Below are 25538 nucleotides of genomic sequence, written 5' to 3'. Positions count from 1 at the left end.
CCCGGCGTACGTGCGGTCACTCGGACCGGGGCGGGCCGGAGGCCATCGCGGCCGGACCCGGACCGGCCGGCGGCTCCTCCAGGGCCGCCGCCGTCCGGGCGGCCGTCGCGCGTGCCCAGGCGCCGCTGCTCAGCACGCCCAGCACCAGGGTGAGCGCCCCGCAGATCGTGATGATCCACCAGGCGGGCCGGGCGGCCTCCGCGAAGTCACCGCCCCGCGCCAGACCGGCCGCCAGCACCGAACCGACCACCGCCACGCCCAGCGTGCCGCCGGTCTGCCGGCTGGTCGCGGCGACCGCCGCCGCCACCCCCGCCTGGGAACGCGGCATGCCCGAGACCGCCGTGTTGGTGATCGGTGAGTTGACCATGCCGAAGCCGAGGCCGAACAGCAGGTAGGCGGTCAGCATCAGCCAGGACTGCTCCCCGGCCGAGAACGCGGCGAACAGCAGCGCGCTCGACCCCATCCCCAGGCCCGCCACCACCAGCGGCAGCCGCGGGCCCCGGCTGCCCACCAGCCGCCCCGACAACGGGGCGATCAGGCAGGTCATCAGCGCCAGAGGAAGCATCCACAGGCCGGCGTGCAGGGCGTCCAGGCCCTGGACGTCCTGCAGGTAGAGGGTGGTCAGGAAGAGGTAGCCGGAGAGTCCCGCGAAGGCGCAGATCGCGATCAGCACCGCACCGCTGAACGGGGCGCTCCGGAAGAACCGCGGGTCGATCAGCGGGTCCGCCCGCCGGGGCTCGTACACCAGCAGCCCGACGAAGGAGGCCAGGGCGACCACCGCGCAGCCCAGCACCAGACCGGAGCGGATCCCGGCCGCCGGCGCCTCGATGATCCCGTACGTCACCGAGCCCAGCAGGGCCATGATCAGGACCTGTCCCACCGGGTCGGGCCGGCGGGGCCGCGGGGCCCGAGACTCGGGGATGAACCGCAGGGTCAGCACCAGCGCGACCAGACCGATCGGCAGGTTCAGCCAGAAGATGGACCGCCATCCCACGGTGTCCACGAGGACACCGCCCACCAGCGGGCCGGCCGCCATCGCGATGCCCGCCACCCCGCCCCAGACGCCGATCGCGCGGGCCCGCGCGGCCGGCTCGGTGAAGGTGTTGGCGATGATCGACATGGCGACCGGGTTGAGCATGGCCGCACCCACGGCCTGGACCACCCGGAAGGCGATCAGCCACTCCAGACCGGGCGCCAGCGAACACAGCAGCGACCCCAGCAGGAACATGACCAGGCCGGCCACGAAGACCTTGCGGCGGCCGATCCGGTCGGCCGTGGACCCGGCCAGCATCAGCAGCGCGGCCATCGTCAGCGTGTAGGCGTCGATGGTCCACTGCAGGCCCGACACGGGGGCGTCGAGGTCCCGCCGCATCTGTGGCAGGGCGACGTTCAGGACGGTGTTGTCGAGGCTGACGATCAGCAGGCTCAGGCAGCAGATCGCCAGGATCACCATGCGGTGCCGGTGGCCGGTCTCGCTCATGCCGCCGATCGTACGGACACCTGATCAACACGGCATGCGCGACAATGGGGGGATGACCACGCTCCCCCCCGCCCTCGCGATCGGCCCGCACACCGTGCAGCCGCCGGTGGTGCTCGCTCCCATGGCCGGCATCACCAACGCCCCGTTCCGCACGCTCTGCCGCGAGTTCTCGGGCGGCAAGGGGTTGTTCGTCAGCGAGATGATCACGACGCGCGCGCTGGTCGAGCGCAACGAGAAGACCATGCAGCTGATCCACTTCGACGCCGCGGAAAAACCCCGGTCGATTCAGCTGTACGGGGTGGACCCCGCCACCGTGGGCAAGGCCGTCCGGATGATCGTCGAGGAGGACCGGGCCGACCACATCGACCTGAACTTCGGCTGCCCGGTGCCCAAGGTCACCCGGAAGGGGGGCGGCTCCGCGCTCCCGTACAAGCGGAACCTGCTCCGCGCGATCCTCCGCGAGGCGGTCACCGGGGCCGGCGACCTGCCGGTGACGATGAAGATGCGCAAGGGCATCGACGACGACCACCTGACCTACCTGGACGCGGGCCGGATCGCCGTCGAGGAGGGCGTCACCGCGATAGCCCTGCACGGGCGGACCACCGCCCAGCACTACGGCGGCACCGCCGACTGGGAGGCCATCGCACGGCTCAAGGAGCACGTGCCGGAGATCCCGGTGCTGGGCAACGGGGACATCTGGTGTGCCGAGGACGCGCTGCGGATGGTCCGGGAGACCGGCTGCGACGGTGTGGTGGTCGGCCGCGGCTGCCTGGGCCGGCCCTGGCTGTTCAACGACCTGGTGGCGGCCTTCGAGGGTCGTACGCAGGACTACTACGCCCCCTCGCTCCGGGAGGTCGCCGCGGTCATGATCCGCCACGCGACCCTGCTGGGGGAGTGGATCGGCGACGAGGCCCGCGGTGTGATCGACTTCCGTAAGCACGTGGCCTGGTACCTCAAGGGATTCTCGGTCGGATCCGAGATGCGGAAGAAGCTGGCGGTCACGTCCTCCCTGTCCGAACTGGACGCTCATCTGAGCGAGCTTGATCTGGACCAGCCCTGGCCCGAGGGTGCCGACGGTCCGCGCGGCCGGACGTCCGGAAACAACCGGGTTGTCCTGCCTGAAGGCTGGCTCAAGGATCCCTATGACTGCGCTGGAGTGAGTGAAGACGCAGAGCTGGATACGTCCGGAGGCTGAGAATCCCCTCAGCGCGCGGCGTGAGATACGCCACGCATGGGGTGGGTTGCGCTCAGATGAGCGCTCAAATCACGGCTATGACTTCCAAAGGGTGGCACTGGGTGCCACCCTTTGTTCGTTCAACTCTTGAAGGCAAATGTATCGATGATCGCTCATCCGAGCGGGATCACGCCTCAGATGGCACTTTCCCGTTCGGGAGGTGAAAGCTCTTAGGAGGATTTGGCTACTCGCCAGTTACTTTCGATCTGGTGGCAGTGGGCCGGTTACGGGCACATGACGACCAAGTGGACGTACCCAGAAGCCTTCGATCTGGGTATGTTCCTCGCCGTCAGGGCAGCCACCGAGTCCTCGAGGAGTCGAGACCCGTGTCGGAAAACAAAGATCAGAAGTTCGTCTACGACTTCACCGAAGGCAACCGCGACCTCAAGGACCTTCTCGGCGGCAAGGGTGCCAACCTCGCCGAGATGACCAACCTGGGTCTCCCGGTGCCTCCCGGCTTCACCATCACCACCGACGCCTGCAAGGTGTACCTGGACAGCGGTGAGGCCCCGGCCGCGCTGCGCGACGAGGTCACCGCCCACCTGCAGGCCCTCGAGGCGAAGATGGGCAAGAAGCTCGGCCAGTCCGACGACCCGCTGCTGGTCTCCGTCCGGTCCGGCGCCAAGTTCTCCATGCCCGGCATGATGGACACGGTCCTCAACATCGGCCTGTCCGACGAGTCGGTCGTGGGCCTCGCCAAGCAGGCCGACAACGAGCGCTTCGCCTGGGACTCGTACCGCCGCCTCATCCAGATGTTCGGCAAGACCGTCCTCGGCGTCGAGGGCGAGCTCTTCGAGGACGCCCTCGACGAGGCCAAGGCCGCCAAGAAGGTCACCGTCGACACCGACCTCGACGCCGCCGACCTCAAGAAGCTGGTCAAGGCCTTCAAGAAGATCGTGGCCAAGGAGGCCGGCCGCGAGTTCCCGCAGAACGCCCGCGAGCAGCTGGACCTCGCCGTCGAGGCGGTCTTCAACTCCTGGAACACCGACCGCGCCAAGCTCTACCGCCGCCAGGAGCGCATCCCCGGCGACCTGGGCACCGCCGTCAACGTCTGCTCGATGGTCTTCGGCAACCTCGGCCCGGACTCCGGCACCGGCGTCGCCTTCACCCGCGACCCCGCCAGCGGCCACCAGGGCGTCTACGGCGACTACCTGCAGAACGCGCAGGGCGAGGACGTCGTCGCCGGCATCCGCAACACGGTGCCCCTCTCCGACCTGGAGCAGCTGGACAAGAAGTCCTACGACCAGCTGATGCAGATCATGGAGACGCTGGAGACCCACTACAAGGACCTCTGCGACATCGAGTTCACGATCGAGCGCGGCCAGCTGTGGATGCTCCAGACCCGGGTCGGCAAGCGCACCGCCGGCGCCGCCTTCCGCATCGCCACCCAGCTGGTGGACCAGGGCCTGATCGACGAGGCCGAGGCGCTCCGCCGGGTCAACGGCGCCCAGCTCGCCCAGCTGATGTTCCCGCGCTTCGACGACCAGGCGAAGACGGAGCTGCTCGGCCGCGGCATCGCCGCCTCCCCGGGCGCCGCCGTCGGCAAGGCCGTGTTCGACTCCTACACGGCCGTGAAGTGGTCCCGCTCCGGCGAGAAGGTCATCCTGATCCGCCGCGAGACCAACCCGGACGACCTGGACGGCATGATCGCCTCCGAGGGCATCCTGACCTCCCGCGGCGGCAAGACCTCGCACGCCGCCGTCGTCGCCCGCGGCATGGGCAAGACCTGCGTCTGCGGCGCCGAGGACCTCGACGTCGACACCAAGCGCCGCCGCCTGACCACCTCCGCCGGCCAGGTCATCGAGGAGGGTGACGTCGTCTCCATCGACGGCTCCACCGGCAAGGTCTACCTCGGCGAGGTACCCGTCGTACCCTCCCCGGTCGTCGAGTACTTCGAGGGCCGCATGCACGCCGGCGCCGACGAGGCCGACGAGCTCATCGGCGCGGTGCACCGGATCATGTCCTACGCCGACGGGGTCCGCCGGCTGCGCGTCCGCGCCAACGCCGACAACGCCGAGGACGCGCTGCGCGCCCGCCGGTTCGGCGCCCAGGGCATCGGCCTGTGCCGCACCGAGCACATGTTCCTCGGCGAGCGCCGCGAGATGGTCGAGCGCCTGATCCTGGCCGACACCGAGTCCGAGCGCGAGGAGGCACTCAGTGCCCTCCTGCCGCTGCAGAAGAAGGACTTCGTCGAGCTGTTCGAGGCGATGGACGGCCTGCCCGTCACCGTCCGCCTGCTCGACCCGCCGCTCCACGAGTTCCTGCCCGACATCACCGAGCTGTCGGTCCGGGTCGCCCTCGCCGAGGCCCGCAAGGACCCCAACGAGAACGACCTGCGCCTGCTCCAGGCCGTGCACAAGCTGCACGAGCAGAACCCGATGCTGGGTCTGCGCGGCGTCCGCCTCGGCCTGGTCATCCCCGGCCTGTTCGCCATGCAGGTCCGGGCGATCGCCGAGGCCGCGGCCATCCGCAAGGACGCCAAGGGCGACCCGCGCGCCGAGATCATGATCCCGCTCGTCGGCACCGTCCAGGAGCTGGAGATCGTCCGCGAGGAGGCCGACGCGATCATCGCCGAGGTCGAGGCCGCCACCGGCACCAGCCTCAAGCTGACCATCGGCACCATGATCGAGCTGCCGCGCGCCGCGCTGACCGCCGACCAGATCGCCGAGGCCGCCCAGTTCTTCTCCTTCGGCACGAACGACCTGACCCAGACGGTGTGGGGCTTCTCCCGCGACGACGTCGAGGCCAGCTTCTTCACCGCCTACCTGGAGAAGGGCATCTTCGGGGTCTCGCCGTTCGAGACCATCGACAGGGACGGCGTCGGCTCCCTGGTCCGGCACGCCGCCAAGCTGGGCCGGGCCACCCGCCCCGACCTCAAGCTCGGCGTCTGCGGCGAGCACGGCGGCGACCCCGAGTCGGTGCACTTCTTCCACGAGGTCGGCCTCGACTACGTCTCCTGCTCGCCGTTCCGCATCCCGGTGGCGCGCCTGGAGGCCGGCCGGGCCGCGGCGGAGGGCGACAAGGGCTCCGACAGCCGCTGACCCCCCACCCCCACGACTCCGGCCGTCCCGTCGGACATGACGGACCACCAGGTCCACGACGGGTCATCAGGTCCAAGACGGACCCTGACGGGACGGCCGGCCCACCGACCGCGCGCCTGCCCCCGGGTTCCCTGACCCCCGAGGGCAGGCGCGCAACATTTTTGTTGTTCAACCACTATTCAACGCAGCAGGCGGCGGACGGATCCCCACCCGTCCACCGCCTGCTGTCAATCTGCCGGTCACGTCGGCGCTTCCCGGTGCGACCGACCGCCAGGCCCCGCAAAGCCCCCCACGGCCTTCGCGGAGCGTTTCGGTCGCGCCGGAGTGTGCCCGGCGGAGTACAGCATTTCGGTTGTCACACCCCTGCCGAAAGGGGTTTCAACTGTGGCCGAAAGGGCGTGGTGACGTGGTGTGACTGCGTGCATACTCATGGGGCGGGGGGATTGCGGTTGCACAGGTGGGGGTTCGGTGCTGCGTATCCATTTCACTGGAGTGGACCTGGCACGCGTACGGATGGCAGGGCGTCCCGATGCGTTGTGGGAAACGATTCTTAGTTTTCACCGCCTAAGAGACAGGCGGGACGCCCGGTTGTTCGGTGAATGGCGTACTGAAGCGCGGAGCCGGTTGAATAGTGAAATACGACTCCTCGGTGCGCTCATACCGAGTCGCGGCTATTTCCCCGATTTCCTGACCCCGGCCGAGGGCCGCTACGGGTGGGACGTCGGGCTCGACGCGCTCCGCGGCATCCGGGACGAACGGCTCCGCAAGGAGCTGTCCCTGGTGGCCGCCGGAGCTCCGCTGCCACCCCGGCTGCGCGAGTTCGCCGACGGCGGTACCCAGCTGCTGCCCCGGCTGCTGCGGGAGCTCCGCGGCTATCACCGGGCCGCCGTGGAGCCGTACTGGACCCATATCCAGGCCCAGATCGAGGCGGAGCGGGCCGCCCGCGGGCGGGCCCTGCTCGACGGCGGCGCGGACGAGCTGCTGGCCTCCCTGCCGCCGATGCTGCGCTGGCGGGCGCCGGTGCTGGAGTGCGACTACCCGGTGGACCGGGACGTCAGGCTGGCCGGGCGCGGGCTGCTGCTCCAGCCGTCGTTCTTCTGCCGGCGCACCGCCGTCACCCTGCAGGACCCCGAGCTGCCCCCGGTGCTGGTGTACCCGGCGGCGGCCGAGCTGGCCTCGGCCTCGGCCGGGGTGGACGCGGTCCGCCCGGCCTGCCCCGACGAGCAGCGCGTGCGCACCCTGGGCAAGCTGGTCGGGCACACCCGCTCGGTGGTGCTGCGGGCCATCGGCGACGGCGCCACCACCAGCGAGCTGGCCCGCCGGGCCGGGGTCTCCCTGGCCTCCGCCAGCCAGCACGCCTGCGTGATGCGCGAGGCCGGCCTGGTCACCACCCTGCGCCGGGGCAACGCGGTGCTGCACACCGTGACCCCGCTGGGCGCGGCCCTGCTGAAGGGTGGGGCGGTGGCCTCCTGAACGCGGCCGCACCCCGGCCGGGAGGACCCGGGCGGGGTGCGGCCGTCAGGCGGGGTGCCCGGGTGCCGCTCGGCCGCCCGGGCGGGGGCTCAGGTCCGGAACGGGCCCGTCACCTCGTAGGTGATGCCGCCCGAGGAGCTGCCGCTCGTACCGCGCTGGCTGGAGAAGTACAGACGGTTGCCGGCGGGGGAGAAGGCCGGGCCGGTGATCTCTGAGGAGGACTGGCCGGTGATCCGCAGGAACGGCGCGACCACGTCGTCCGGGGTGATCACGCAGATCTCCATGTTGCCGCCGTCCTCGGCCACGTACAGGTCGCCGAAGGAGGAGCCGGTGACGTTGTCGACGCCGGTCAGCGGGGCGCCGCCGCCCACCACCAGGGAGTCGTCGTAGGCCAGCTCGTAGGTGCTGTTCGCCAGGTTCAGCTGCCAGACCCGGTTGTCGCCCTTGGTGGTGAACCAGACGGTGTCGTTGGCGTAGTGGCAGCCCTCGCCGCCGTTGAACCGCTTGACCCCGGAGACCTGGTTGCGGGTCACCGTCGGGGAGCCGTCCGGGTCCGGCACGGTCTGCCAGGTGAAGGAGCCGGAGGTGCCGCTGCCGGCCTTGAGGACCTGGAGGGTGCCGGAGGAGAGGCTGCCCCAGGTGGTGGGGATGAAGCGGTAGAAGCAGCCGTCCGTCTCGTCCTCGGTCAGGTAGACGACCTGGCGGACCGGGTCGGCGGCCGCGGCCTCGTGCTTGAAGCGGCCCATCGCGGCCCGCCGCACGGCCGCGTTCACCCCGTACGGGTCGGTCTCGTACACGTAGCCCAGGCTGACCTCCTCGCAGGACAGCCAGGTGTTCCACGGGGTCTTGCCGCCCGCGCAGTTCTGCCGGGTGTTGGAAAGGATCCGGTACGCGCCGGTGACCGTGCCGGAGGAGTCGAAGCGGACGGCGCTCGCGCCGCCGGAGGGGTTGATCTCGGAGTTGGAGACGTAGATCCAGCCCGGGCCGTCGGTGAAACATGCACCGCCGTCGGGAGCGTTGTGCCAGGTGTACGAGGTGCCGCTCACGGTCTGGCCGGACCGGGCGATCACCCGGCTGGTGAAGCCGCTGGGGAGCATGATGCCGTTCGCGTCCGCCGCACCCAGCGCCCCGTAGGGGCCGGGGCCGGGCTGAGCGGGGGCCGCGTAGGCCGCGCCGCGCATCAGGGTGCCGCCGAAGGCGGCGGCCGACGTGCCGATCACGGCACCGCGCAGGAAGGTACGACGTTCCACGGTCACTCCTGTGGGGAGGAAGGCCCCGCGGGGCCGGACGGCCGCTCGGGGTCATGCGCGCCTCGGAACCTAGGAGTCCAGAATTGACTGCACGTCAATTCCTCATGACGCAGGGGCGACCGGCCGGAGTTCAATCGCCGTGTCACCGGATGACCGCCGCCCCGCCCCGCAGCGGCGTTTTCCGGACGTCGCGCCATTCTGCGACTTCGTGCCCTGGAAGGACCGCGGATGCGCGAGGATGGTGGAGAGATGAACGGAACACGCTCCGATATCGCCGGGCGGTCGGACCTCGACGTCCTGCTTCGCCGCTTCTACACGGCGGCCTTCGCCGACCCCTTGATCGGTCCGTTCTTCACCCGGATCGCGGGCACCGACCTGGAGGCCCACCTGCCCCGGATCACCGACTTCTGGGAGCGCGCGCTGTTCCGCACGGCCGGCTACCGGGGGGATGCCCTGGCCCCGCACGAGGCCCTGCACTCGGTGCACCCGATGACGGCGGAGGACTTCGGACGCTGGGTGCAGCTGTGGCGGGCCGCCGTCGACGGGCTGTTCGGGGGGCCGCTCGCCGAGCGGGCCAAGGACCAGGGCGAGCGGATCGCGCTCACCCTGCACAGGCGGCTGGCGGGAGAGGACGCTCCTCTCACCGGGGACGGGCCGGGCTTCGTGCCGCTGGCCGTCCTGGCGCTGCGCTCCTCCCTCGTCTGACCTGCGCTTTCGCGGATCCTCGGGGAATCTTTGAAAAAACCTCGCCGGGAGCGATGAGTTTCCCCGCCGCCTCCGGTCTACCTCTCGACAGCACCACACGGCAGCACCACACGGCAGCCCGAGAGAGAAGAGACCGAGATGTCCCAGCCGCAGATGATCTTCGTGAACCTCCCCGTCAAGGACCTGGACGCGGCCAAGGCCTTCTGGGAGAAGCTCGGCTACTCCTTCAATCCGCAGTTCACCGACGACACCGCGGCCTGTCTGGTCTTCAGCGACACGATCTTCGCGATGCTGCTGACCGAGGCCAAGTTCAGGGAGTTCACCACCAAGGAGATCGCGGACACTGCCCGCACCGCCCAGGGCATCTTCGCGCTGAGCGCGGACAGCCGCGAGCGGGTCGACGAGCTGGTGGACGGCGCCCTCGCCGGCGGCGCCACCGAGCCGCGGCCGGCCATGGAGTACGGCTTCATGTACGGCCGCACCTTCGAGGACCTCGACCACCACCTGTGGGAGGTCGTCTGGATGGACGCGGCCGCCGCGCAGGGCTGACGGCGGCCGGCCGCGGCGGTGCCGCCGGAGCGGGGCTACGAGGTCGCGGCGGTGCGCACCGGATAGGTGGGGACCGCCACCTCCCCGTCGTCCAGGCAGCGCCCCGTCTCCAGGTCGAAACGCTGCTTGAGCAGCGGCGAGGCCACGAACGGCCGGCCCGCCGCCGCCCCCAGCAGGCCGCGCGAGAGCACCTGCGCCCCGGTGAACGGATCCCGGTTGCCGATCGCGTACGGGCGGCCGGCCCGGTCCACGAAGACCGCGGCCTGGCTCCCGTCGGGCAGCAGCGCCGCCACCCCCCGCCCGGGCAGCAGCTGCGCGAGCTCGCAGACGGTCAGCCATCCCTCGGCCACCCGCAGTTCCACGGTCATCGGTTCCCTCCCAGGGGTTCCAGGGTGAGGACGGTCAGGTCGGGCTTGACCTGGTCCCGCTCGGGCACGAACTGCACCGCCGGGTCGGGGGCGCCCGGGGCGTTGACGAAGGACACGAACCGCCGCAGCCGGTCCGGGTCGTCCAGGGTGGCCGCCCACTCGTCCCGGTAGTGGGCGACGTGATCGGCCATCAGGGCCTCCAGTTCCGCGCACAGCCCCAGCGAGTCGTGCACGACCACGTCCCGGAGGTGGTCCAGGCCGCCCTCCAGCCGCTCCAGCCAGGTGGAGGTCCGCTCCAGGCGGTCGGCGGTGCGGATGTAGAACATCAGGAAGCGGTCGATCAGCCGGACCAGTTCGGCGTCGGACAGGTCCTGGGCGAGCAGGTCCGCGTGACGGGGGGTGGCCCCGCCGTTCCCGCCGACGTACAGGTTCCAGCCGTTCGCCGTGGCTATCACGCCGAAGTCCTTGCTCTGCGCCTCCGCGCACTCCCGGGCGCAGCCGGACACCGCCGACTTCAGCTTGTGCGGGGCGCGCAGGCCCCGGTAGCGGAGCTCCAGGTCGATGGCCATGCGCACGCTGTCCTGGACGCCGTACCGGCACCAGGTCTGCCCCACGCAGGACTTCACCGTGCGCAGGGCCTTCCCGTAGGCGTGCCCGGACTCGAAACCGGCGTCCACCAGCCGGGCCCAGATCTTCGGCAGCTGGTCGACCCGGGCGCCGAACAGGTCGATCCGCTGCCCGCCGGTGATCTTCGTGTAGAGGCCGAAGTCGCGGGCCACCTCGCCGATCACGATCAGTTTCTCCGGGGTGATCTCGCCGCCGGGGATCCGCGGGACCACCGAGTACGAGCCGTTGCGCTGCAGGTTCGCCAGGAAGTGGTCGTTGGTGTCCTGCAGGGCCGCCTGCCCGTCGGCGAGGACGTAGCCGCTGGCGCCGATGCTCGGCGCGAGGGAGGCGATGATCGAGCCGACGGCCGGCTTGCAGGTCTCGCAGCCGTCGCCGCCCCTGGCCTCCTCCCGGCCGTGCCCGTCGAGGACTTCCTCGTACGAGGTCAGGCGGCGGGTGCGGACGATCTCGTAGAGCTCGGCGCGGGTGAAGGGGAAGCAGCCGCAGAGCCCCTTCTCGGTGCTCGCCGGGAGCAGTTGGCCGATCACCTTCACGCAGGAGCCGCAGCCGGTGCCCGCCCGGGTGCACTTCTTCACCTCGGCGAGGGTGGCGCAGGCGGCGATCTCCTTCTTGGTCACGTTGTGGCAGGAGCAGATCACCGCGGTGTCCGGCAGTGCGGCCGGGCCGAGGGCGGCGGGCGCGCCGGCTCCGGCGGGCAGCACCAGCTGCTCGGGCGACACCGGCGGGACGCTGCCGGTCAGCGGGCGCAGCAGGCCGTACGCCTCGGCGTCGCCGACCAGCACGCCGCCGAGCAGGGCCCCGTCCGGGGAGACGACCAGCTTCTTGTAGACGCCGGAGCGGGAGTCGGAGTAGACCACGTCGAGGCTGCCCTCGGTGGTCCCGTGGGCGTCGCCGAAGGAGGCCACGTCCACGCCGAGCAGCTTGAGCTTGGTGGACAGGTCGGCGCCGGTGAACTCCCGGTCCCGGCCGAGCAGGTCGTCGGCGGCGGTCTCGGCCATCTCGTAGCCGGGGGCGACCAGCCCGTAGACCCGGCCGTCGGCGGCCAGCGCGCACTCGCCGATGGCGTAGACGTGCGGGTCGGAGGTGCGGCAGCGGGCGTCCACGGTGATGCCGCCGCGTTCGCCGACGTCGAGGCCGCAGTCCCGGGCCAGCTGGTCGCGGGGGCGGACGCCGGCGGAGAAGACCACCAGCTCGGTGCCGACCGTCGTCCCGTCCGAGAGCAGCATGCCGCTGACCGATCCGTCCGGTCCGGTGACCACCTCCTGGGTGCCGACCCCGGTGTGCACGGTCAGGCCCATGCCCTCGATGGTCCGCAGCAGGGCGGCGCCGCCGCCCTCGTCGACCTGCACGGGCATCAGCCGGGGCGCGAACTCGACGATCCGGGTGGCCAGTCCGAGGCCCTGCAGGGCCCCGGCCGCCTCCAGCCCGAGCAGGCCGCCGCCGACCACCGCGCCCCGGGTGCGGCCCTTGGCGTACTCCTCGATGGCGAGCAGGTCCTCGATGGTCCGGTAGACGAAGCAGCCCGGGGCCTCCTTGCCGGGGACGGGCGGCACGAACGGGTACGAGCCGGTGGCGAGGACCAGGACGTCGTACGCGAAGGCCCGCCCGGATCCGGTGGTCACGGTGCGCGCGGCCCGGTCCACGGCGGTGGCGGGGTCGCCGAGGTGCAGCTCGATGCCGTGCTCCGCCAGGAACCCGGGCGGGGTGAGGGACAGTTCCTCGGGGGTGCTGCCGGAGAAGTACGAGGTGAGGTGGACCCGGTCGTAGGCGGGCCGGGGCTCCTCGGCGAGCACGACGACGCGGTGGGTGCGGGTCGTCCCGCGCTCGGCGAGTGCTTCGAGGTAGCGCTGGCCGACCATGCCGTGCCCGATGAGCAGGATCGTGGGCTTGGTCATCGTGAGGAGCCTCCGTCGTCGGTGAGCAGGTGGATCAGCCCGTCCGTGGCGGACAGGGTTTCGTCGCCCTCCCAGGCGCGGGCGAGGGTTCCCACGGCGGAGAGCTCGCCGAGGAGCACCCCGCCGACGAGCCGGTCGCCGCGGACCACGACCTGCCGGTGGGTCCGCCGGGTCGCGTCGGTCAGCCGGACGACGTGGTCGCCGGGGAGCGGGGTGGTCTCGCCGAAGGCGGCGAGGTCCAGCGGGGCGGGCCCGGCGGGCCCGTGGTCGAGGGTGAGCCGGGTCAGGGCGCGGGTGCCGGTGTACCGGCGGCTTCCGGTTTCCGGGCCGTGCCCGGCCCCGGCCCCCTGACCGGGGCCGGGCACGGTGGCTCCGGCTTCGGCGCCGCTTCCGGCGCCGCCCGCGCCGCCCAGCAGGATCGAGGCCAGGACGTCGGCCTGTTCCAGGGCCGGACCGGCCAGGCCGTAGACCTGCCCGTCGTGCTCGGCGCAGTCGCCGATCGCGTGGATCCGGGGGTCGCTGGTGCGCAGCTCGTCGTCGACGAGCACGCCCTGCCGTACGTCGAGCCCGGCCGCCCGGGCCAGGCCCACGCGGGGCCGCACGCCGCAGGCGAGGACGACCAGGTCGGCGTCCAGCCGGTAGCCGTCGGCGAGTTCCACCCCGGTGACCCGGCGGGCTCCGGTCCGGATTCCGGGCGAGGGGCCGGAGCCCGGTGGGTCCGTGAGCAGCGCGCGGACGCGGCACTCCGTGTGGACTTCCACGCCGAGCCCGGTCAGGTGGGACCGCAGCAGTGCGGAGGCGTCCTCGTCCAGCTGGCGTTCCATCAGCCGCTCGCCCTGCTGGGCCAGGACCACCTGTGCACCCCGCGCGGCCAGTGCCCGGGCCGCCGAGACGCCCAGCAGCCCGCCGCCGATCACCACCGCGCGGACGCCCGGCCGGACCGCGTCCGACAGGGCCGTGCAGTCGTCCATGGTGCGGAAGGGGTGCACGCCGTCGGGCAGTTCGCGCTCGCCGGGTTCGAACAGCCCGCGAAGTGGCGGCAGCACCGGGTTGGACCCGGTGGCCAGCACCAGGACGTCGTAGGGCTCGACGGAGCCGTCGTCGCCGTGCACCAGCCGCTCGTCCCGGTCGATCAGGACCACCCGGACCCCGCGCCGCAGCCCCGGTCCGGCCGAGGGCAGGGCCGCGACCTCGGGCGCGTACCGTCCCGCGAGGATCTCCGCGAGCAGCACCCGGTTGTACGGGGCGTGCGTCTCCTCGCCGAGCACGGTCACCGCCATCGGGGCGGGGCCGAGCCGCTGGGCGAGGCGGAGTCCCGCGAGGCCGCCGCCGACCACCACCACACGCTGCTGTCGCCAGGTCATGCCATGAGCGTGCGGGCCCGCTGTTTCCCGTCGGGATCGCCGTTGTTACCCGGACGGAACGCCCGTCTCCCAGGCCGGGTTAAGCGCCCGTGAGGGCTCGCTCAAGCCAGGCTTAAGGATCTTCTGATGCCGCCGGACGGCGCCTAGCGTGCCCGTATGCGCGATGCGGTGGTGCGGGTCAAGGGCGGAATCCTGGGCGGGGCGGGGGTGGTCTGCCTGCTGTGGGCGGCACAGGTACGGCCCTCCGCGCGGCTCGACGCGCTGTTCGCCACCGCCGCCCACCTCACCGGTCTGCTCGCCGGGTACGGGGTGCTCGTCCTGCTCCTCCTGATGGCCCGGGTGCCCGCCGTCGAGCACGGCGTCGGCGCCGACCGGCTGGCCCGGTGGCACGCGGCCGGCGGCCGGCACGTCCTGCTGCTCTGTTTCGGGCACGCCCTCTTCGCCCTCCTCGGCTACGCCGTGCACGGCGGGCGCGACCTGGTCACCGCCGCCCGCGAACTGCTCGGCTACCCGGCCCTGGCCGCCGCCGGGGCCGGCACCGCGCTGTTCGCCGTCGTGGGGTTCACCTCCGCCCGTGCGGTACGCCGCCGCCTCACCCACGAAACCTGGCGCGGGACGCACCTGCTGGTGTACGCGGCGGCCGCCCTCGCCTTCGTCCACCAGCTCGCCGGGCCCGACCTCGGCGCCCTCGGCTGGTTCTGGGCGCTCGCCCACACCGTGGTCGCCGCCCTGCTCGTCTGGTATCGCGCGGTGGTCCCCGTACGGCAGGCCCTGCGGCACTCGCTGCGGGTCGCCGAGGTCCGGGCCGAGGGGCCGGGCGTGGTCTCCGTCGTCGTATACGGGGACCACCTCGCCGAGCTGCGGGCCGAGCCGGGGCAGTTCCTGCGCTGGCGGTTCCTGGAACGGCGGCTCTGGTACACCGCGCTGCCGTTCTCCCTCTCCGCCCCCGTCCGGGACCACACCCTCCGCATCACCGTGAAGGGTCTGGGCGGGCACTCCCGCCGGATCCGCCGGCTGCGCCCCGGCACGCGGGTGATCGCCACCGGTCCGTTCGGCGCGCTCACAGCGGCCCGCCGTACGCGCCCCAAGGTGCTGCTCATCGCGGGCGGGGTGGGCATCACCCCGTTGCGCGCGCTGTTCGAGACGCTGCCCGGCGGCCCCGGGGACCTCACCTTGCTGTACCGGGCCGGGGCCGCGGAGCAGCTGGTGCTGCGGTCCGAGCTGGAGGCCATCGCCGCCGGGCGGCAGGCCGGGCTGCACTACCTGCTGGGGCCGTCCGACGGGGCGTACGACCCCCTCGCCGCGGGTGCGCTGCGCACACTGCTGCCGGACCTGGCCGAGCACGACGTCTACCTGTGCGGGCCGCCGGGGATGGCGGCGGCGACGCACGCCTCGCTGCTGCGGGCCGGGGTGCCGGCCGGGCAGATCCACGCCGAATGCTTCACCTTCTGATCCACGTTCCTAGTCAGGGAGACCGACCCGCCGTGCGCCCGCCCCTCCGACCGTCCCGCCGCCCGACCCGACCGATGCGCCATCCGCTGCACGTTCCCGTGGACGTGGCGACGCCCGTGCCCCTGCCCGGGTGGGCCGGGCGGGTGCCCGATTCGGGCTGGGGCTACGGCTCGGGCCCGGACGGGGGACCGGATTCCCGCCCGAGCGCAGGTCCGGATCCGGGCCCGGGCGGGAGGCACCGGCGCCGGCGGGAGATCCGGCCGTTCGCCCCGCTGCTCGCCGTGCCGCCCGGGTGGCGCCTCGCGGCCGGTATCGGGCTGGCCGGGGCGCTGGCCGCGACCGTACTGACCGCCTTTCTGGAGCCCGCCGCTCCGGTCGCTCCGGACCGGGTCCCGCCCGCGGTCACTGCGGGGGAAACCTCAAACCTTGCGCAAGAAACCGGTGATTGATGCCCCCTGCATCCAAGTGATCCATAGGGTCGGGACGTGCCTGACATATCCACGACCATGATCATCGTGCTCTGCGTGGCCGCCGCGGCGGCCGGCTGGATCGACGCGGTGGTGGGCGGCGGCGGACTCCTGCTGCTGCCCGCCCTGCTGCTCGGCCTGCCGGCGAACGTGCCGCACACGCACGCGCTCGGCACCAACAAGGCGGTCGCCATCGTCGGCACCACCGGCGCGGCGATCACCTTTGCCCGCAAGGCTCCCGTCGACGTGCGGATCGCGCTCCGGATCGGCCTCGCGGCGATGGCGGGTGCGGCGGGCGGTGCCGTGCTCGCGGGGTTCTTCAGCAAGGAGGCCATGATCCCGGTGGTCATGGTGGTGCTGCTGCTGGTCGCGGCGTTCGTGATCTTCAAGCCCTCGTTCGGCGCGGCTCCGGCCACGGGACCGGTCACCCGGCAGCGGATCGTCGCCGCGATCCTCCTCGCGGGCGTCGGCATCGGCTTCTACGACGGCCTGATCGGGCCGGGTACCGGCACCTTCCTGGTGCTCTCCCTGACCGGTCTGCTCCGCCTGGACCTGCTGACCGCCTCCGCCACCGCCAAGATCGTCAACGCCGGGACGAACGCCGGTGCCCTCGCCGTCTTCGCGTACCAGGGGGCGGTGATGTGGCGGCTGGCCGCGCTGATGGCGGTGTTCAACCTCGCCGGGGGCATGGCGGGCGCGCGGCTCGCGCTCAAGAAGGGCAGCGGCTTCGTCCGGATGGTGCTGCTGACGGTGGTGTGCGCGCTGGTGCTGAAGCTCGGCTGGGAGCAGTGGGCCTGAACCGGTTGCGCGAACGCCCCGCGAACCGGGCCGGCGGGTGCCGGCCGACGGGCGCCGGTCAGCGGGTGCCGGTCAGGTGGGCGAAGACCACCACGTTCCCCCGGTAGCCCGAGCCGGGGGAGAAGCGTCCCCCGCAGGTGATCACGCGGAGTTCGGCGCGCCGGGCGGGCCCGTAGACCCGCTCGTCGGGGAAGGCGTCGGCGTCGTAGACCTCGACCGCGTGCACGGTGAACACGGCGGTACGGCCGTCCGCGCGCGGCACCTCGACGGTCGCGCCGCGCCGGACCGCGCCGAGCCGGTAGAACACGGCGGGGCCGGCGGCGCGGTCGACGTGCCCGACCACGATCGCCGTGCCGGCCGCGCCCGGGGTGGTGCCGTCCCGGTACCAGCCGGCCAGGTTGCGGTCGTCCGTGGGCGGCACCTGGAGGCTGCCGTCGCGCTCCAGCCCGAGTCCGGTCAGCGGGGCGTCCACGCCGATGGACGGGATGCGGATGCGGGTGGGCGGGGAACCGGTCAGCGGCGCGATGCCGGCCCCGCCGGCCGCGATGTCCGCCGCCTCGGCGGGTGAGGGCTGCGGCGGCCGCACCTCCTCGGCGGAGCCGCTGCCGACCAGCCAGACGCCGACACAGCCGGCGACCAGGAGTACCCCGACCCGCCACAGCCGCCCGACCAGGCCTATCCGCCCGGGGGCGGCACGGCCGGGGAGACCATGACCGGCCCGCGAAGCGCTCCCTTCTCCCGGCCCGCTCCCCGAGCCGGAGCCGCCGTCGTCGCCGACGCCGTCGTGGGAGCCGGAGCGGGAACCGGCACCGGCCAAGGGGGCGGGGGCGCAATCGGGACGCGGGCCGGACTGCCGAGCGGGGCCGTGGACGGAGCGGGGGTCGCCGTGAGGGCCAAAGCGGGAGTCGGTGCCGGGGGGAGAGCCGTGGCCGGGCCCGGCATCGGAGCCGGAGCCGGCGTGGGAGCCGGAGTGGGCGGCGGCACCGGCACCGGAGGCGGTGCCGCAGTCGGGACGCGGGCCCTGCCGGGCGCGGCCGTGGCCGGAACCGGGGTGGTCGTGGGAGCGGGAATCGGCACCGGGGCTGGAGTCGGAGCCGGGGGCGTGGGTGTGGGTGCGGGCTGGGCCGGTGTCCGGGCCGGTGCCGCGGATGTCGCCTCGCATGTCCCTTTCCCTCGGTGGGGTCCGGGCGGGCCTGCGCAGGTCGGGCCGTGCGGTGGATGGCCGTCGCCCGTCCCCGCGAACGGGGGGACCTCGCGGGGCGGGCGACGGGGGGCGGTACCGGTCGGACCGCGGCCGGAGCCGCGGTGGGCGCCCGTTCAGCTCCGCGTGCCGCTCGCCCGGCGACGCAGGAGCCAGGTACCGCCGACGGCGGCCGCGGCCAGCACTGCCGCTCCCGCCGTGACCTTGGCGGGGTCGGCGGTGGTGGTCGTGCCACCGCCCACTCCCGTGCGGACGTGGCCCTGCGGGCCGTGTCCTTCGGTGACGACCAGATCGCCGGTGGCGAACTTGCCGTCGGCGCAGGTCGCGCCGATCTCGTAGGTGCCGGGTGCGGTGTCGCGGGCGACCTGGAACTGCCCCACGACGACCTCCTTGTGCGTGCCCGGCACCAGCCGGAACCGGCCGCCGCCGACCGTGGTGGCATCGCCGTCGGCGTGGCCGTCCGGCCCGCAGGCGGTGGTGTTCACGGTGACCGTGGTGCCGGGGGCGGCCGACTTCGGCCAGACCTCCAGCACGGCGAAGTCCCCGGCGGCGAACGGTCCGGAATGGGTGACCGCCCCCGCGACCGCTCCGGCGACCGGGCCGGTGAAGGCGGCGGCGGTCAGCGCGGTGGCAGTGAGCAGATGGGCGGTGCGGCGGCGCATGGGTTCCACGCTCCTCGTGACGCGGCGTCGTGCCTTGAGCTAAGCCCGACGCGGGCCGCCCCGCCTCCTGATGTCCCGTCACATCGGCCCCGCAGGAGCCCGGGCGAACCCCGTCGCAGCAGGTCAGCGGGGTCGTACCGGGCTCGCCGGCGCCGACCACCGTCCGGGTGAGCCAGGCCGTGGAACACGTCGGGAGCAGTGGCGCGGGCGCGCCGTTCCGGCTCCGCGGGCCGGTAGTGAGGGGGCGGGGTGGGCCGGCCGGGGCGCCGGCGCGAGAATCGCCGTAGCGGTCCGCCGGGTCCGCCAGGTCCGCCGCGCCGGTTCCGCCGGTTCCGCCGCGCCGCGTCCACGCGTACCAACGCCAGGGAGGTCCCCGTGACATCGGTCGAACGGCCCGTACCGGAGCCGGCCGGGGTGGCGGTCGTCACCGTGCTGACCACCGTGGACTCGGCGGAGGGCGCCGCGGCGCTCGCCCGCGGCGCGGTGGAGGCGCGGCTGGCCGCCTGCGCCCAGATCTCCGGCCCGGTCACCTCGGTGTACCGGTGGCAGGGCGCGGTCGAGACCGCCCAGGAGTGGCAGGTGCTCTTCAAGACCACCGCCGAGCGGTATCCGGCCCTGGAGGCCGCCCTGGCGGCGGGCCACCCGTACGACACCCCGGAGATCATCGCCACCCCGGTGGCCGGGGGCGGCGCCGGCTACCTGGCCTGGGTCGCCGCGGAGGTCGCCCCTGCGCCGGACCCCGAGGACGCCCCGTGACCGCCGAGCTCCCGTTCTTCGTCTACGGCACCCTGCGCCCCGGCGAGGTCAACCACGACCTGTTCCTGCGCGGCCGGACGGCCGCCGAGGAACCCGCCCGGCTCCCCGGCGCACGGCTCTACGAGGGCCCCGGCTACCCCTACGCCGTGGACCACCCCGGCAGCTCCGTCTCCGGCGAGCTGGTCACCGCCGCGCCCGGCGCGTACGAGGAACTGCTCGCGGCCCTGGACCGGCTGGAGGAGTACCACGGCCCCGGCCGCCCCCGGAACGTCTACGACCGGGTCCCCCGCGAAGCCCTGCGCCCGGACGGTACGCCGGTCCGGGCCTGGGTGTACCTGGCGGCGCCGCCGGTGGCCCGCCGGCTCACCGAGTCCGGCACCCCGATACCCGGCGGAGACTGGCTGAACCGCTGATCCCGCCGGGCGGGCACACGCACACCCGGACGAGACCTCGCGGACACGGCCTTAGGCCCTCTCTTTCGGATCTTGCCGGACGACGTGGGCCCGGCAAGATCCGGAAGAGAGGGCCTAAAGCCCGGCCGCGCCCTGTTCGCGCAGCCGGCGGCCGTACTGCTGGAGCACCCACAGCTCCTGGTTGATCGCCTGGTGCTGCTCGGCCTGGGCGTGCGGGTTCAGCCGGACGATCGCGCTGTTCAGCTCGTTGACCCGGCGGTCCACCGCGCGGAGCCGGACCGCGACCAGCTGCTCGCCCGCGTAGGCCTCGTCCACCGTCTTCGAGAACACGGCCTCGACCGCGAGCTCCGTCACCAGCGCCCGGACGGTGTCGTTCGGTGCGGCGTCGCGCACCCGCGCCAGGAAGTCATCGCCGCCGGAGGACGCGCCGCCCGCGTCCAGCACCGCCTGCCGCACCGCCGCGTACGGCGGGGCGGTGAACTCGTCCACGCCGTACGCGTCGAACGCCGGGGAGACCAGCTCCGGCCGTTGCAGGGCCAGCTTCAGCAGCTCCCGCTCCGTGCGGTGGGCCGGGCTGCGCAGGTTCAGCGCCGGACCGGACAGCCCCGCCGGGGCGGGTGCCGCCGTCGCCTCGTACGCCTGCCCGCGGGCCTGCCCGCGCCCGGGCTGCTGCGATCGGCCGCCGGGCCCGCCGGGCCCGCCGCCCGGACCGCCCGGGCCACCAGGACCGCCGGCACCCCGCTCCCGTGCCCAACGGGCCAGCTGTGCCACCCGCTTGACCACGAACTGCTCGTCCCGCACGCCCAGCATTCCGGCCAGCTGTACCGCCGACTCGTGCTGGATCGCGATGTTCTTGATGTTGGCCACCACCGGCGCGGCCTCGTCCAGCGCCGCGGCCCGGCCCGCCGGGTTGTCCAGGTTGTGCCGGGCCACGATGTGCCGCAGCGCGAACTCGAACAGCGGGGTCCGGCTCTCCACCAGCCCCTGCACCGCCTCGTCGCCCTCGGCCAGCCGCAGCTCGCACGGGTCCATCCCGCCCGGCGTGATCGCGATGGAGGTCTCCGCGGCGAACTTCTGGTCGTCCTCGAAGGCCCGCAGGGCGGCTTTCTGCCCGGCCGCGTCACCGTCGAAGGTGAAGATCACCTCGGCGGTGGCGTTGTCCATCAGCAGCCGCCGCAGGATCTTGATGTGGTCCCCGCCGAAGGCCGTTCCACAGGTCGCGATGGCCGTGGTCACCCCGGCCAGGTGGCAGGCCATCACGTCGGTGTAGCCCTCGACCACCACCGCCCGGGAGGTCTTCGCGATCTCCTTCTTGGCGTGGTCGATGCCGTACAGCACCTGGGACTTCTTGTAGATCGCCGTCTCGGGCGTGTTCAGGTACTTCGGGCCGTTGTCGTCGTCCCGCAGCTTGCGCGCGCCGAAGCCGACCACCTCGCCGGTGATGTCCCGGATCGGCCACATCAGCCGGCCCCGGAACCGGTCGATCGGCTTGCCGCTGCGGCTGTCCTGGGCCAGCCCGGAGAGGATCAGCTCCTTGTCGGTGAAGCCCCGCCCGCGCAGGAACCGGGTCAGGTGGTCCCACCCGGCCGGGCTGTAGCCCACCCCGAACTGCGCGGCCGCCGCCTGGTCGAAGCCGCGCTCCGCCAGGAACCGGCGGCCGATCTCGGCCTCGGGGGACTCCAGCTGGTCGACGTAGAACTGCGCGGCCGCCTTGTGCGCCTCGACCAGCCGGATCCGCTCACCGCGGCCGCTGGTGCCCGCGGTGTACCCGCCCTCCTCGTAGCGGAGGGTGATCCCGGCCTGCCCGGCCAGCCGCTCGACCGCCTCGGAGAACGACAGGTGGTCGATCTTCATGATGAAGTCGAGGGTGTCCCCGCCCGCCTGGCAGCCGAAGCAGTGGTACAGCCCCTTGCTCGGGCTGACCTGGAAGGACGGGGACTTCTCGTCGTGGAACGGGCAGAGGCCCTTGAGGTTGCCGCCACCGGCGTTGCGAAGCTGGAGGTACTCGGAGACGACGGCGTCGATCGGGACCGCGTCCCGTACCGCCTTCACGTCGTCGTCATTGATCCTGCCTGCCACGCGTGAATTCTACGGCCGGCGTCCGACAGTCCCGTCAGGAGCCCTCCGCCGCCGGCAGCAGCGATTCCAGCGGCACCTGCGGGTCGGCCAGGGCCTCCCGGTCCACGGCCGCACCCGACCGGATCAGCCCCTGGACCGTCTCCGTGACGTCCCACACGTTCACGTTCATCCCCGCCAGCACCCGGCCTTCCGACAGCCAGAAGGCGATGAACTCGCGCCGCCCGACATCGCCCCGGACCACGACCTGGTCGTAGGCGCCGGGCGGTGCGTACCCGGAGTACTCCATGCCCACGTCGTACTGGTCGGAGAAGAAGTACGGCACCCGGTCGTAGCGGACCTCCTGGCCGAGCATCGCGCGGGCGGCGGCCGGACCCCCGTTGAGCGCGTTCGCCCAGTGCTCGACCCGCAGCCGGGTCCCGAACAGCGGATGGTGCGCGGCGGCCACGTCACCGACCGCGTACACGTCGGGGTCGGAGGTGCGCAGCGATTCGTCCACCGCGATGCCGCCGCCGTGCGCCCGGTCCACCAGGGCCAGACCGGAGGTCTCGGCGAGCGCGGTCCGCGGGACCGCCCCGACCGCGGCGAGCACCGCGTGGGCCGGGTGCTCCTCGCCGTCGTCGGTGCGGGCGGCCAGCACCATGCCGTCCTGGCCGGTGATCTCGGTCAGCTTCGCCCCGAAGCGGAAGACGACCCCGTGCTCGCGGTGCAGGTCGGCGAAGACACTGCCGAGCTCCGGGCCGAGCACCGCGTGCAGCGGGGTGGGCTCCGGCTCGATCACCGTCACCTCGGCGCCATAGCTGCGGGCCGCGGCCGCGACCTCCAGGCCGATCCAGCCGGCGCCCGCGATCAGCAGCTGCCCGTTGTCCCGGCCGAGGGCGGCGAGCTCCCCGCGCAGCCGCTCGGCGTGCGCGAGCCGGCGCAGGTGGTGCACCCCGGCCAGGCCCGTGCCGGGGATGTCCAGACGGCGGGGTTCGGCGCCGGTGGCCAGCAGCAGCTTGTCGTAGTGGAGGGCGGTGCCGTCGCCCAGGACCACCCGCTTGTTCTCCCGGTCCAGCTGGACGGCGGGCTGGCCCAGGTGCAGTTCGACGTCGGCCCGCGCGTACCAGCCGGGCTCGTGGACGAAGACGCTGTCGCGTCCCTCCTTGCCCAGCAGGTACCCCTTGGACAGGGGAGGCCGCTCATAGGGGTGGTCGCGCTCGTCGCCGATCAGGATGACCCGGCCGGTGAACCCTTCCGACCTCAGTGTTTCCGCCGCCTTTGCCCCGGCCAGACCCCCGCCGATGATGACGAATGTCCGGTGTGCGTCGACCACCTGATGCCTCCTCATAACCTCTCCGCCACTTGCGGCCACTTGCGAGCGTCCCGCATCGAGTGTGCTGCGTGAAGGGGCCGTGGCCCGATCGGCTCAGGTCCCGGCGCGCCGTGACCGGACGGTGAGCCTGGTGTGCAAGGAGAGCGCCGAGGCGTCCGTGAGCGAGGCGATCTGGTCGATGACCGCGCGTTTTCTCGCCCGGTCGTCGGGCGCGGCGTCGAACAGGGCGCGGAACTGGGGGTCCAGTCCCTCGGGCGCGCGGGCGCTGAGCGCCTCCGCGAGTTCGGCCAGGACGATGCGCTGGTCCGCCCGCACCCGCTCCTGCGCCTCGCGCTGCATCACGTACAGGTCGGCGACCGCCTTCAGCACGGCGCACTCGGTACGGGCCTCCCGGGGGACGACCAGCTCCGCCTCGTACCGGGTGAGCCGGCCCGTGCCGTACGCCTCCCGGGTCGCGCTCTCCGCGGCCAGGCAGAACCGGCCGATCAGCTGGCTGGTGGCGTCCTTCAGGCGGGACTGGGCGACGGCCGAGCCGTCGTACCCGTGCGGCCACCAGTCCTGCTCCATCAGCCGGTCCAGGGCCTCGCGCAGCTCCTCCGGGTCGGTGCCGGCCGGCACGTAACGGCCGATCGCCACCTGCCAGATGGCGCTCCGCTCGGGCTCGGAGAAGAGCAGGTTGGGGTCGAGGTGTCCGGCGTGCAGGCCGTCCTCGAAGTCGTGGACGGAGTACGCCACGTCGTCCGACCAGTCCATCACCTGGGCCTCGAAGCACTTGCGGTCGGCGGGCGCGCCGCGCCGCAGCCAGGCGAAGACCGGCAGGTCGTCGTCGTACGCCCCGAACTTGACCGAGTCCGGATCGGTGGGGTGGCCGCCGCGCGGCCACGGGTACTTGGTGGCCGCGTCGAGCGAGGCGCGGGTGAGGTTCAGTCCCACGCCGACCGGTTCGCCGGTGGCCGGGTCGGGCACGAACCTCTTCGGCTCCAGCCGGGTCAGCAGGCGCAGCGACTGCGCGTTGCCCTCGAAGCCGCCGCAGTCCTTCGCGAATTCGTTGAGGACCTCCTCGCCGTTGTGCCCGAACGGCGGGTGACCCAGGTCGTGGGAGAGGCAGGCGGTCTCCACGAGATCCGGGTCGCAGCCGAGGGCGGCCCCCAGCTCCCTTCCCACCTGGGCGCATTCCAGGGAGTGGGTGAGCCGGGTGCGGGGGCTGGCGTCCCAGTCGAAGGAGCGGCTGCCCGGGGTGACGACCTGGGTCTTCCCGGCGAGCCGGCGCAGTGCCGCGGAGTGCAGCACGCGCGCGCGGTCGCGCTGGAAGGCGGTCCGGCCGGGCCGCTTGTCCGGCTCGGCGGCCCAGCGCTCGGTGGCGGACGGATCGTAGGGTTCGTGCGCGGTGCCTTCCATGCAACGACGTTAACCGGAAGGACCGGCAAACCGGGATCAGGCGGTGGCGAGTTCCCGTCCGGCGGGCGCGCAGGCGAGGGCCGCGGCCCGGTCGTGGCGGTGCAGCACCAGCCGGGCCAGGGCGGGGTGGTCGCCGAGCGGGGCGGCGGCCGGGCCGGGCGCGGCGGCGGCGCTCTGGGCGGCGAAGGTGCCGGGTGCGGTGAAGTACGAGGCGACGGCGACCCGGTGGCCGCGCGCGGTGAGGGCGCGGACCGCCTCGGGCACGGTGGGCGAGGCGGCGGAGGCGTAGGCGGGGACGACCGGGACGCCGCCGAGGCGCTCGGCCAGCAGCGCCGCGGTGCGGCGGGTGTCGAAGGCCGACTCGGGGTCGCGGGAGCCGGCGGCTGCGAGCACCACGGCGCTGCCGGGCTGCATGCCGGCGTCGAGCAGCCGCTCGTGCAGGGCCTCGACGAGCAGGGGGTGCGGGCCGAGCGGGGCGGCCTGGCGTATCCGCAGGTGGGGGGCGCGGCGGGCGGCCCGGGGGAGGTCGTGCTTGACGTGGTGGCCGCGGCCGAGGAGGAGCGGGACGAGGACGGCCTCGGTGCCTTCGGGCAGGGCGCGCAGGGTGTCGTCGAGCAGCGGTTCGTTCAGCTCGATGTGGCCGAGCCGGACGTCGAGCCGGGGGCGGAGCTCACGGACGCGGTCGAGGAGGGCGGAGACGGTGTCGAGGGCGCGGGGGTCACGGCTGCCGTGGGCGACGGCGACGAGGGTGGCGGGCATGCACACCAATCCTGGCGCCCGCGGATTGCGTGGTCGTTGCGCGGGCGTGACGGGTCTTTTCCGCTCCCTCACTCGATCGTCCGTACGAGTGAAAGCGGGTGGGGGTGGAACCCCGGGCGGGGGCCCGTACGTCCGATCATGCGAGCGAGGGGGAGCGTCATGCGGATCGGAATGGGCGACGGGCTGCGGAGTGGCCTGCGGAGCGGCCTGCGAAAGGGGCTGCGGAACGGCCTGCGAAAGGGGCTGCGGAACGGG

Annotated in this window: 20 protein-coding genes; 9 read left to right on the top strand and 11 right to left on the bottom strand. The window is 73.1% G+C overall.

Features of this window, described 5'->3' with window-relative positions:
• Positions 1–16 precede the first annotated feature (16 nt).
• Positions 17–1480: an MFS transporter gene (locus tag ACGFQ9_RS27225; RefSeq protein WP_393577324.1), complete on the bottom strand. Its 1464-nt coding sequence runs from the start codon at positions 1478–1480 to the stop codon at positions 17–19.
• Positions 1481–1514: 34 nt separating this feature from the next.
• Here ACGFQ9_RS27225 and dusB point away from each other — a divergent pair, with 34 nt between their 5' ends.
• From dusB to ACGFQ9_RS27210, 3 genes are all read left to right on the top strand, one after another.
• The gene (dusB, locus tag ACGFQ9_RS27220) at positions 1515–2675 is read left to right on the top strand and encodes a tRNA dihydrouridine synthase DusB (protein ID WP_393577323.1); all 1161 of its coding nucleotides are present in this window, start codon (positions 1515–1517) and stop codon (positions 2673–2675) included.
• Positions 2676–3040: 365 nt separating this feature from the next.
• Positions 3041–5755 (top strand): pyruvate, phosphate dikinase, encoded by a 2715-nt coding sequence (gene ppdK / locus ACGFQ9_RS27215; RefSeq protein WP_393577321.1) that lies wholly within the window; start codon positions 3041–3043, stop codon positions 5753–5755.
• 468 nt (positions 5756–6223) lie between these two features.
• Positions 6224–7228 (top strand): ArsR/SmtB family transcription factor, encoded by a 1005-nt coding sequence (locus ACGFQ9_RS27210; protein WP_393577320.1) that lies wholly within the window; start codon positions 6224–6226, stop codon positions 7226–7228.
• An 89-nt stretch (positions 7229–7317) separates the two neighbouring features.
• Here the strand turns inward: ACGFQ9_RS27210 and ACGFQ9_RS27205 are convergent, their stop codons facing one another.
• The gene (locus ACGFQ9_RS27205) at positions 7318–8478 is read right to left on the bottom strand and encodes an alkaline phosphatase PhoX (RefSeq protein WP_393577318.1); all 1161 of its coding nucleotides are present in this window, start codon (positions 8476–8478) and stop codon (positions 7318–7320) included.
• 249 nt (positions 8479–8727) lie between these two features.
• Between ACGFQ9_RS27205 and ACGFQ9_RS27200 the strand changes: the two genes are divergently transcribed.
• Positions 8728–9183 (top strand): group III truncated hemoglobin, encoded by a 456-nt coding sequence (locus ACGFQ9_RS27200; protein ID WP_393577317.1) that lies wholly within the window; start codon positions 8728–8730, stop codon positions 9181–9183.
• Between the two features lie 138 nt (positions 9184–9321).
• Positions 9322–9732: a VOC family protein gene (locus tag ACGFQ9_RS27195; RefSeq protein ID WP_393577315.1), complete on the top strand. Its 411-nt coding sequence runs from the start codon at positions 9322–9324 to the stop codon at positions 9730–9732.
• Between the two features lie 35 nt (positions 9733–9767).
• Here the strand turns inward: ACGFQ9_RS27195 and nirD are convergent, their stop codons facing one another.
• The 3 genes from nirD to ACGFQ9_RS27180 are packed head-to-tail and all read right to left on the bottom strand — an operon-like array spanning position 9768 to position 13986.
• Positions 9768–10100, bottom strand: coding sequence for a nitrite reductase small subunit NirD (gene nirD, locus ACGFQ9_RS27190; protein WP_393577314.1), 333 nt, complete (start codon positions 10098–10100; stop codon positions 9768–9770).
• Positions 10097–12622: a nitrite reductase large subunit NirB gene (nirB, locus tag ACGFQ9_RS27185; protein WP_393577312.1), complete on the bottom strand. Its 2526-nt coding sequence runs from the start codon at positions 12620–12622 to the stop codon at positions 10097–10099. Before nirB ends, nirD begins: the two co-directional genes overlap by 4 nt.
• Entirely contained in the window at positions 12619–13986 is a 1368-nt protein-coding gene (locus ACGFQ9_RS27180) for an NAD(P)/FAD-dependent oxidoreductase (RefSeq protein ID WP_393577310.1), read from the bottom strand. Before ACGFQ9_RS27180 ends, nirB begins: the two co-directional genes overlap by 4 nt.
• Before the next feature lie 156 nt (positions 13987–14142).
• Between ACGFQ9_RS27180 and ACGFQ9_RS27175 the strand changes: the two genes are divergently transcribed.
• The gene (locus ACGFQ9_RS27175) at positions 14143–15438 is read left to right on the top strand and encodes a ferric reductase-like transmembrane domain-containing protein (RefSeq protein WP_393577308.1); all 1296 of its coding nucleotides are present in this window, start codon (positions 14143–14145) and stop codon (positions 15436–15438) included.
• Between the two features lie 485 nt (positions 15439–15923).
• Positions 15924–16703, top strand: a complete 780-nt coding sequence (locus ACGFQ9_RS27170) for a sulfite exporter TauE/SafE family protein (RefSeq protein WP_393577307.1) — start codon at positions 15924–15926, stop codon at positions 16701–16703.
• Between the two features lie 58 nt (positions 16704–16761).
• Here the strand turns inward: ACGFQ9_RS27170 and ACGFQ9_RS27165 are convergent, their stop codons facing one another.
• Together ACGFQ9_RS27165 and ACGFQ9_RS27160 are read right to left on the bottom strand one after the other, a co-directional pair.
• Positions 16762–17364: a class F sortase gene (locus ACGFQ9_RS27165; protein WP_393577563.1), complete on the bottom strand. Its 603-nt coding sequence runs from the start codon at positions 17362–17364 to the stop codon at positions 16762–16764.
• Positions 17365–18020: 656 nt separating this feature from the next.
• Entirely contained in the window at positions 18021–18566 is a 546-nt protein-coding gene (locus ACGFQ9_RS27160) for a hypothetical protein (RefSeq protein WP_393577305.1), read from the bottom strand.
• Positions 18567–18941: 375 nt separating this feature from the next.
• Here ACGFQ9_RS27160 and cutA point away from each other — a divergent pair, with 375 nt between their 5' ends.
• Both cutA and ACGFQ9_RS27150 read left to right on the top strand, forming a co-directional pair.
• A complete protein-coding gene (gene cutA, locus ACGFQ9_RS27155; RefSeq protein ID WP_393577304.1) occupies positions 18942–19322 on the top strand; it encodes a divalent-cation tolerance protein CutA in 381 nt (126 codons plus the stop codon).
• Positions 19319–19735, top strand: coding sequence for a gamma-glutamylcyclotransferase family protein (locus tag ACGFQ9_RS27150; RefSeq protein WP_393577302.1), 417 nt, complete (start codon positions 19319–19321; stop codon positions 19733–19735). The genes cutA and ACGFQ9_RS27150 overlap by 4 nt, the downstream gene beginning before the upstream one ends.
• 114 nt (positions 19736–19849) lie before the next feature.
• On the opposite strand, the gene dnaG is transcribed toward ACGFQ9_RS27150, so the two are convergent.
• The 4 genes from dnaG to ACGFQ9_RS27130 form a co-directional block, all read right to left on the bottom strand.
• Positions 19850–21814, bottom strand: coding sequence for a DNA primase (dnaG, locus tag ACGFQ9_RS27145; protein WP_393577301.1), 1965 nt, complete (start codon positions 21812–21814; stop codon positions 19850–19852).
• Between the two features lie 34 nt (positions 21815–21848).
• Positions 21849–23126: an NAD(P)/FAD-dependent oxidoreductase gene (locus ACGFQ9_RS27140; protein WP_393577299.1), complete on the bottom strand. Its 1278-nt coding sequence runs from the start codon at positions 23124–23126 to the stop codon at positions 21849–21851.
• 93 nt (positions 23127–23219) lie between these two features.
• On the bottom strand, positions 23220–24524 hold the full coding sequence (locus ACGFQ9_RS27135; protein WP_393577298.1) for a deoxyguanosinetriphosphate triphosphohydrolase: 1305 nt from the start codon (positions 24522–24524) through the stop codon (positions 23220–23222).
• Positions 24525–24560: 36 nt separating this feature from the next.
• Positions 24561–25283, bottom strand: a complete 723-nt coding sequence (locus ACGFQ9_RS27130) for a sirohydrochlorin chelatase (protein ID WP_393577296.1) — start codon at positions 25281–25283, stop codon at positions 24561–24563.
• Positions 25284–25538 lie beyond the last annotated feature (255 nt).

The sequence above is a fragment of the Streptomyces sp. NPDC048603 genome (assembly GCF_043199475.1).
GTDB lineage: Bacteria > Actinomycetota > Actinomycetes > Streptomycetales > Streptomycetaceae > Streptomyces.
The sequence above is the reverse complement of the archived record's forward strand: the minus strand, read 5'-3'. Positions and strand labels throughout refer to the sequence as shown.

Bases quoted from the DNA above. Each gene is read 5' to 3' on its own strand.
- ACGFQ9_RS27225 (WP_393577324.1), bottom strand. From the start codon at position 1,480: ATGAGCGAGACCGGCCACCGGCACCGCATGGTGATCCTGGCGATCTGC.
- dusB (WP_393577323.1), top strand. From the start codon at position 1,515: ATGCGCGACAATGGGGGGATGACCACGCTCCCCCCCGCCCTCGCGATC.
- ACGFQ9_RS27200 (WP_393577317.1), top strand. From the start codon at position 8,728: ATGAACGGAACACGCTCCGATATCGCCGGGCGGTCGGACCTCGACGTC.
- ACGFQ9_RS27195 (WP_393577315.1), top strand. From the start codon at position 9,322: ATGTCCCAGCCGCAGATGATCTTCGTGAACCTCCCCGTCAAGGACCTG.
- nirD (WP_393577314.1), bottom strand. From the start codon at position 10,100: ATGACCGTGGAACTGCGGGTGGCCGAGGGATGGCTGACCGTCTGCGAG.
- nirB (WP_393577312.1), bottom strand. From the start codon at position 12,622: ATGACCAAGCCCACGATCCTGCTCATCGGGCACGGCATGGTCGGCCAG.
- ACGFQ9_RS27180 (WP_393577310.1), bottom strand. From the start codon at position 13,986: ATGACCTGGCGACAGCAGCGTGTGGTGGTGGTCGGCGGCGGCCTCGCG.
- ACGFQ9_RS27175 (WP_393577308.1), top strand. From the start codon at position 14,143: ATGCGCGATGCGGTGGTGCGGGTCAAGGGCGGAATCCTGGGCGGGGCG.
- ACGFQ9_RS27160 (WP_393577305.1), bottom strand. From the start codon at position 18,566: ATGCGCCGCCGCACCGCCCATCTGCTCACTGCCACCGCGCTGACCGCC.
- ACGFQ9_RS27135 (WP_393577298.1), bottom strand. From the start codon at position 24,524: ATGGAAGGCACCGCGCACGAACCCTACGATCCGTCCGCCACCGAGCGC.
- ACGFQ9_RS27130 (WP_393577296.1), bottom strand. From the start codon at position 25,283: ATGCCCGCCACCCTCGTCGCCGTCGCCCACGGCAGCCGTGACCCCCGC.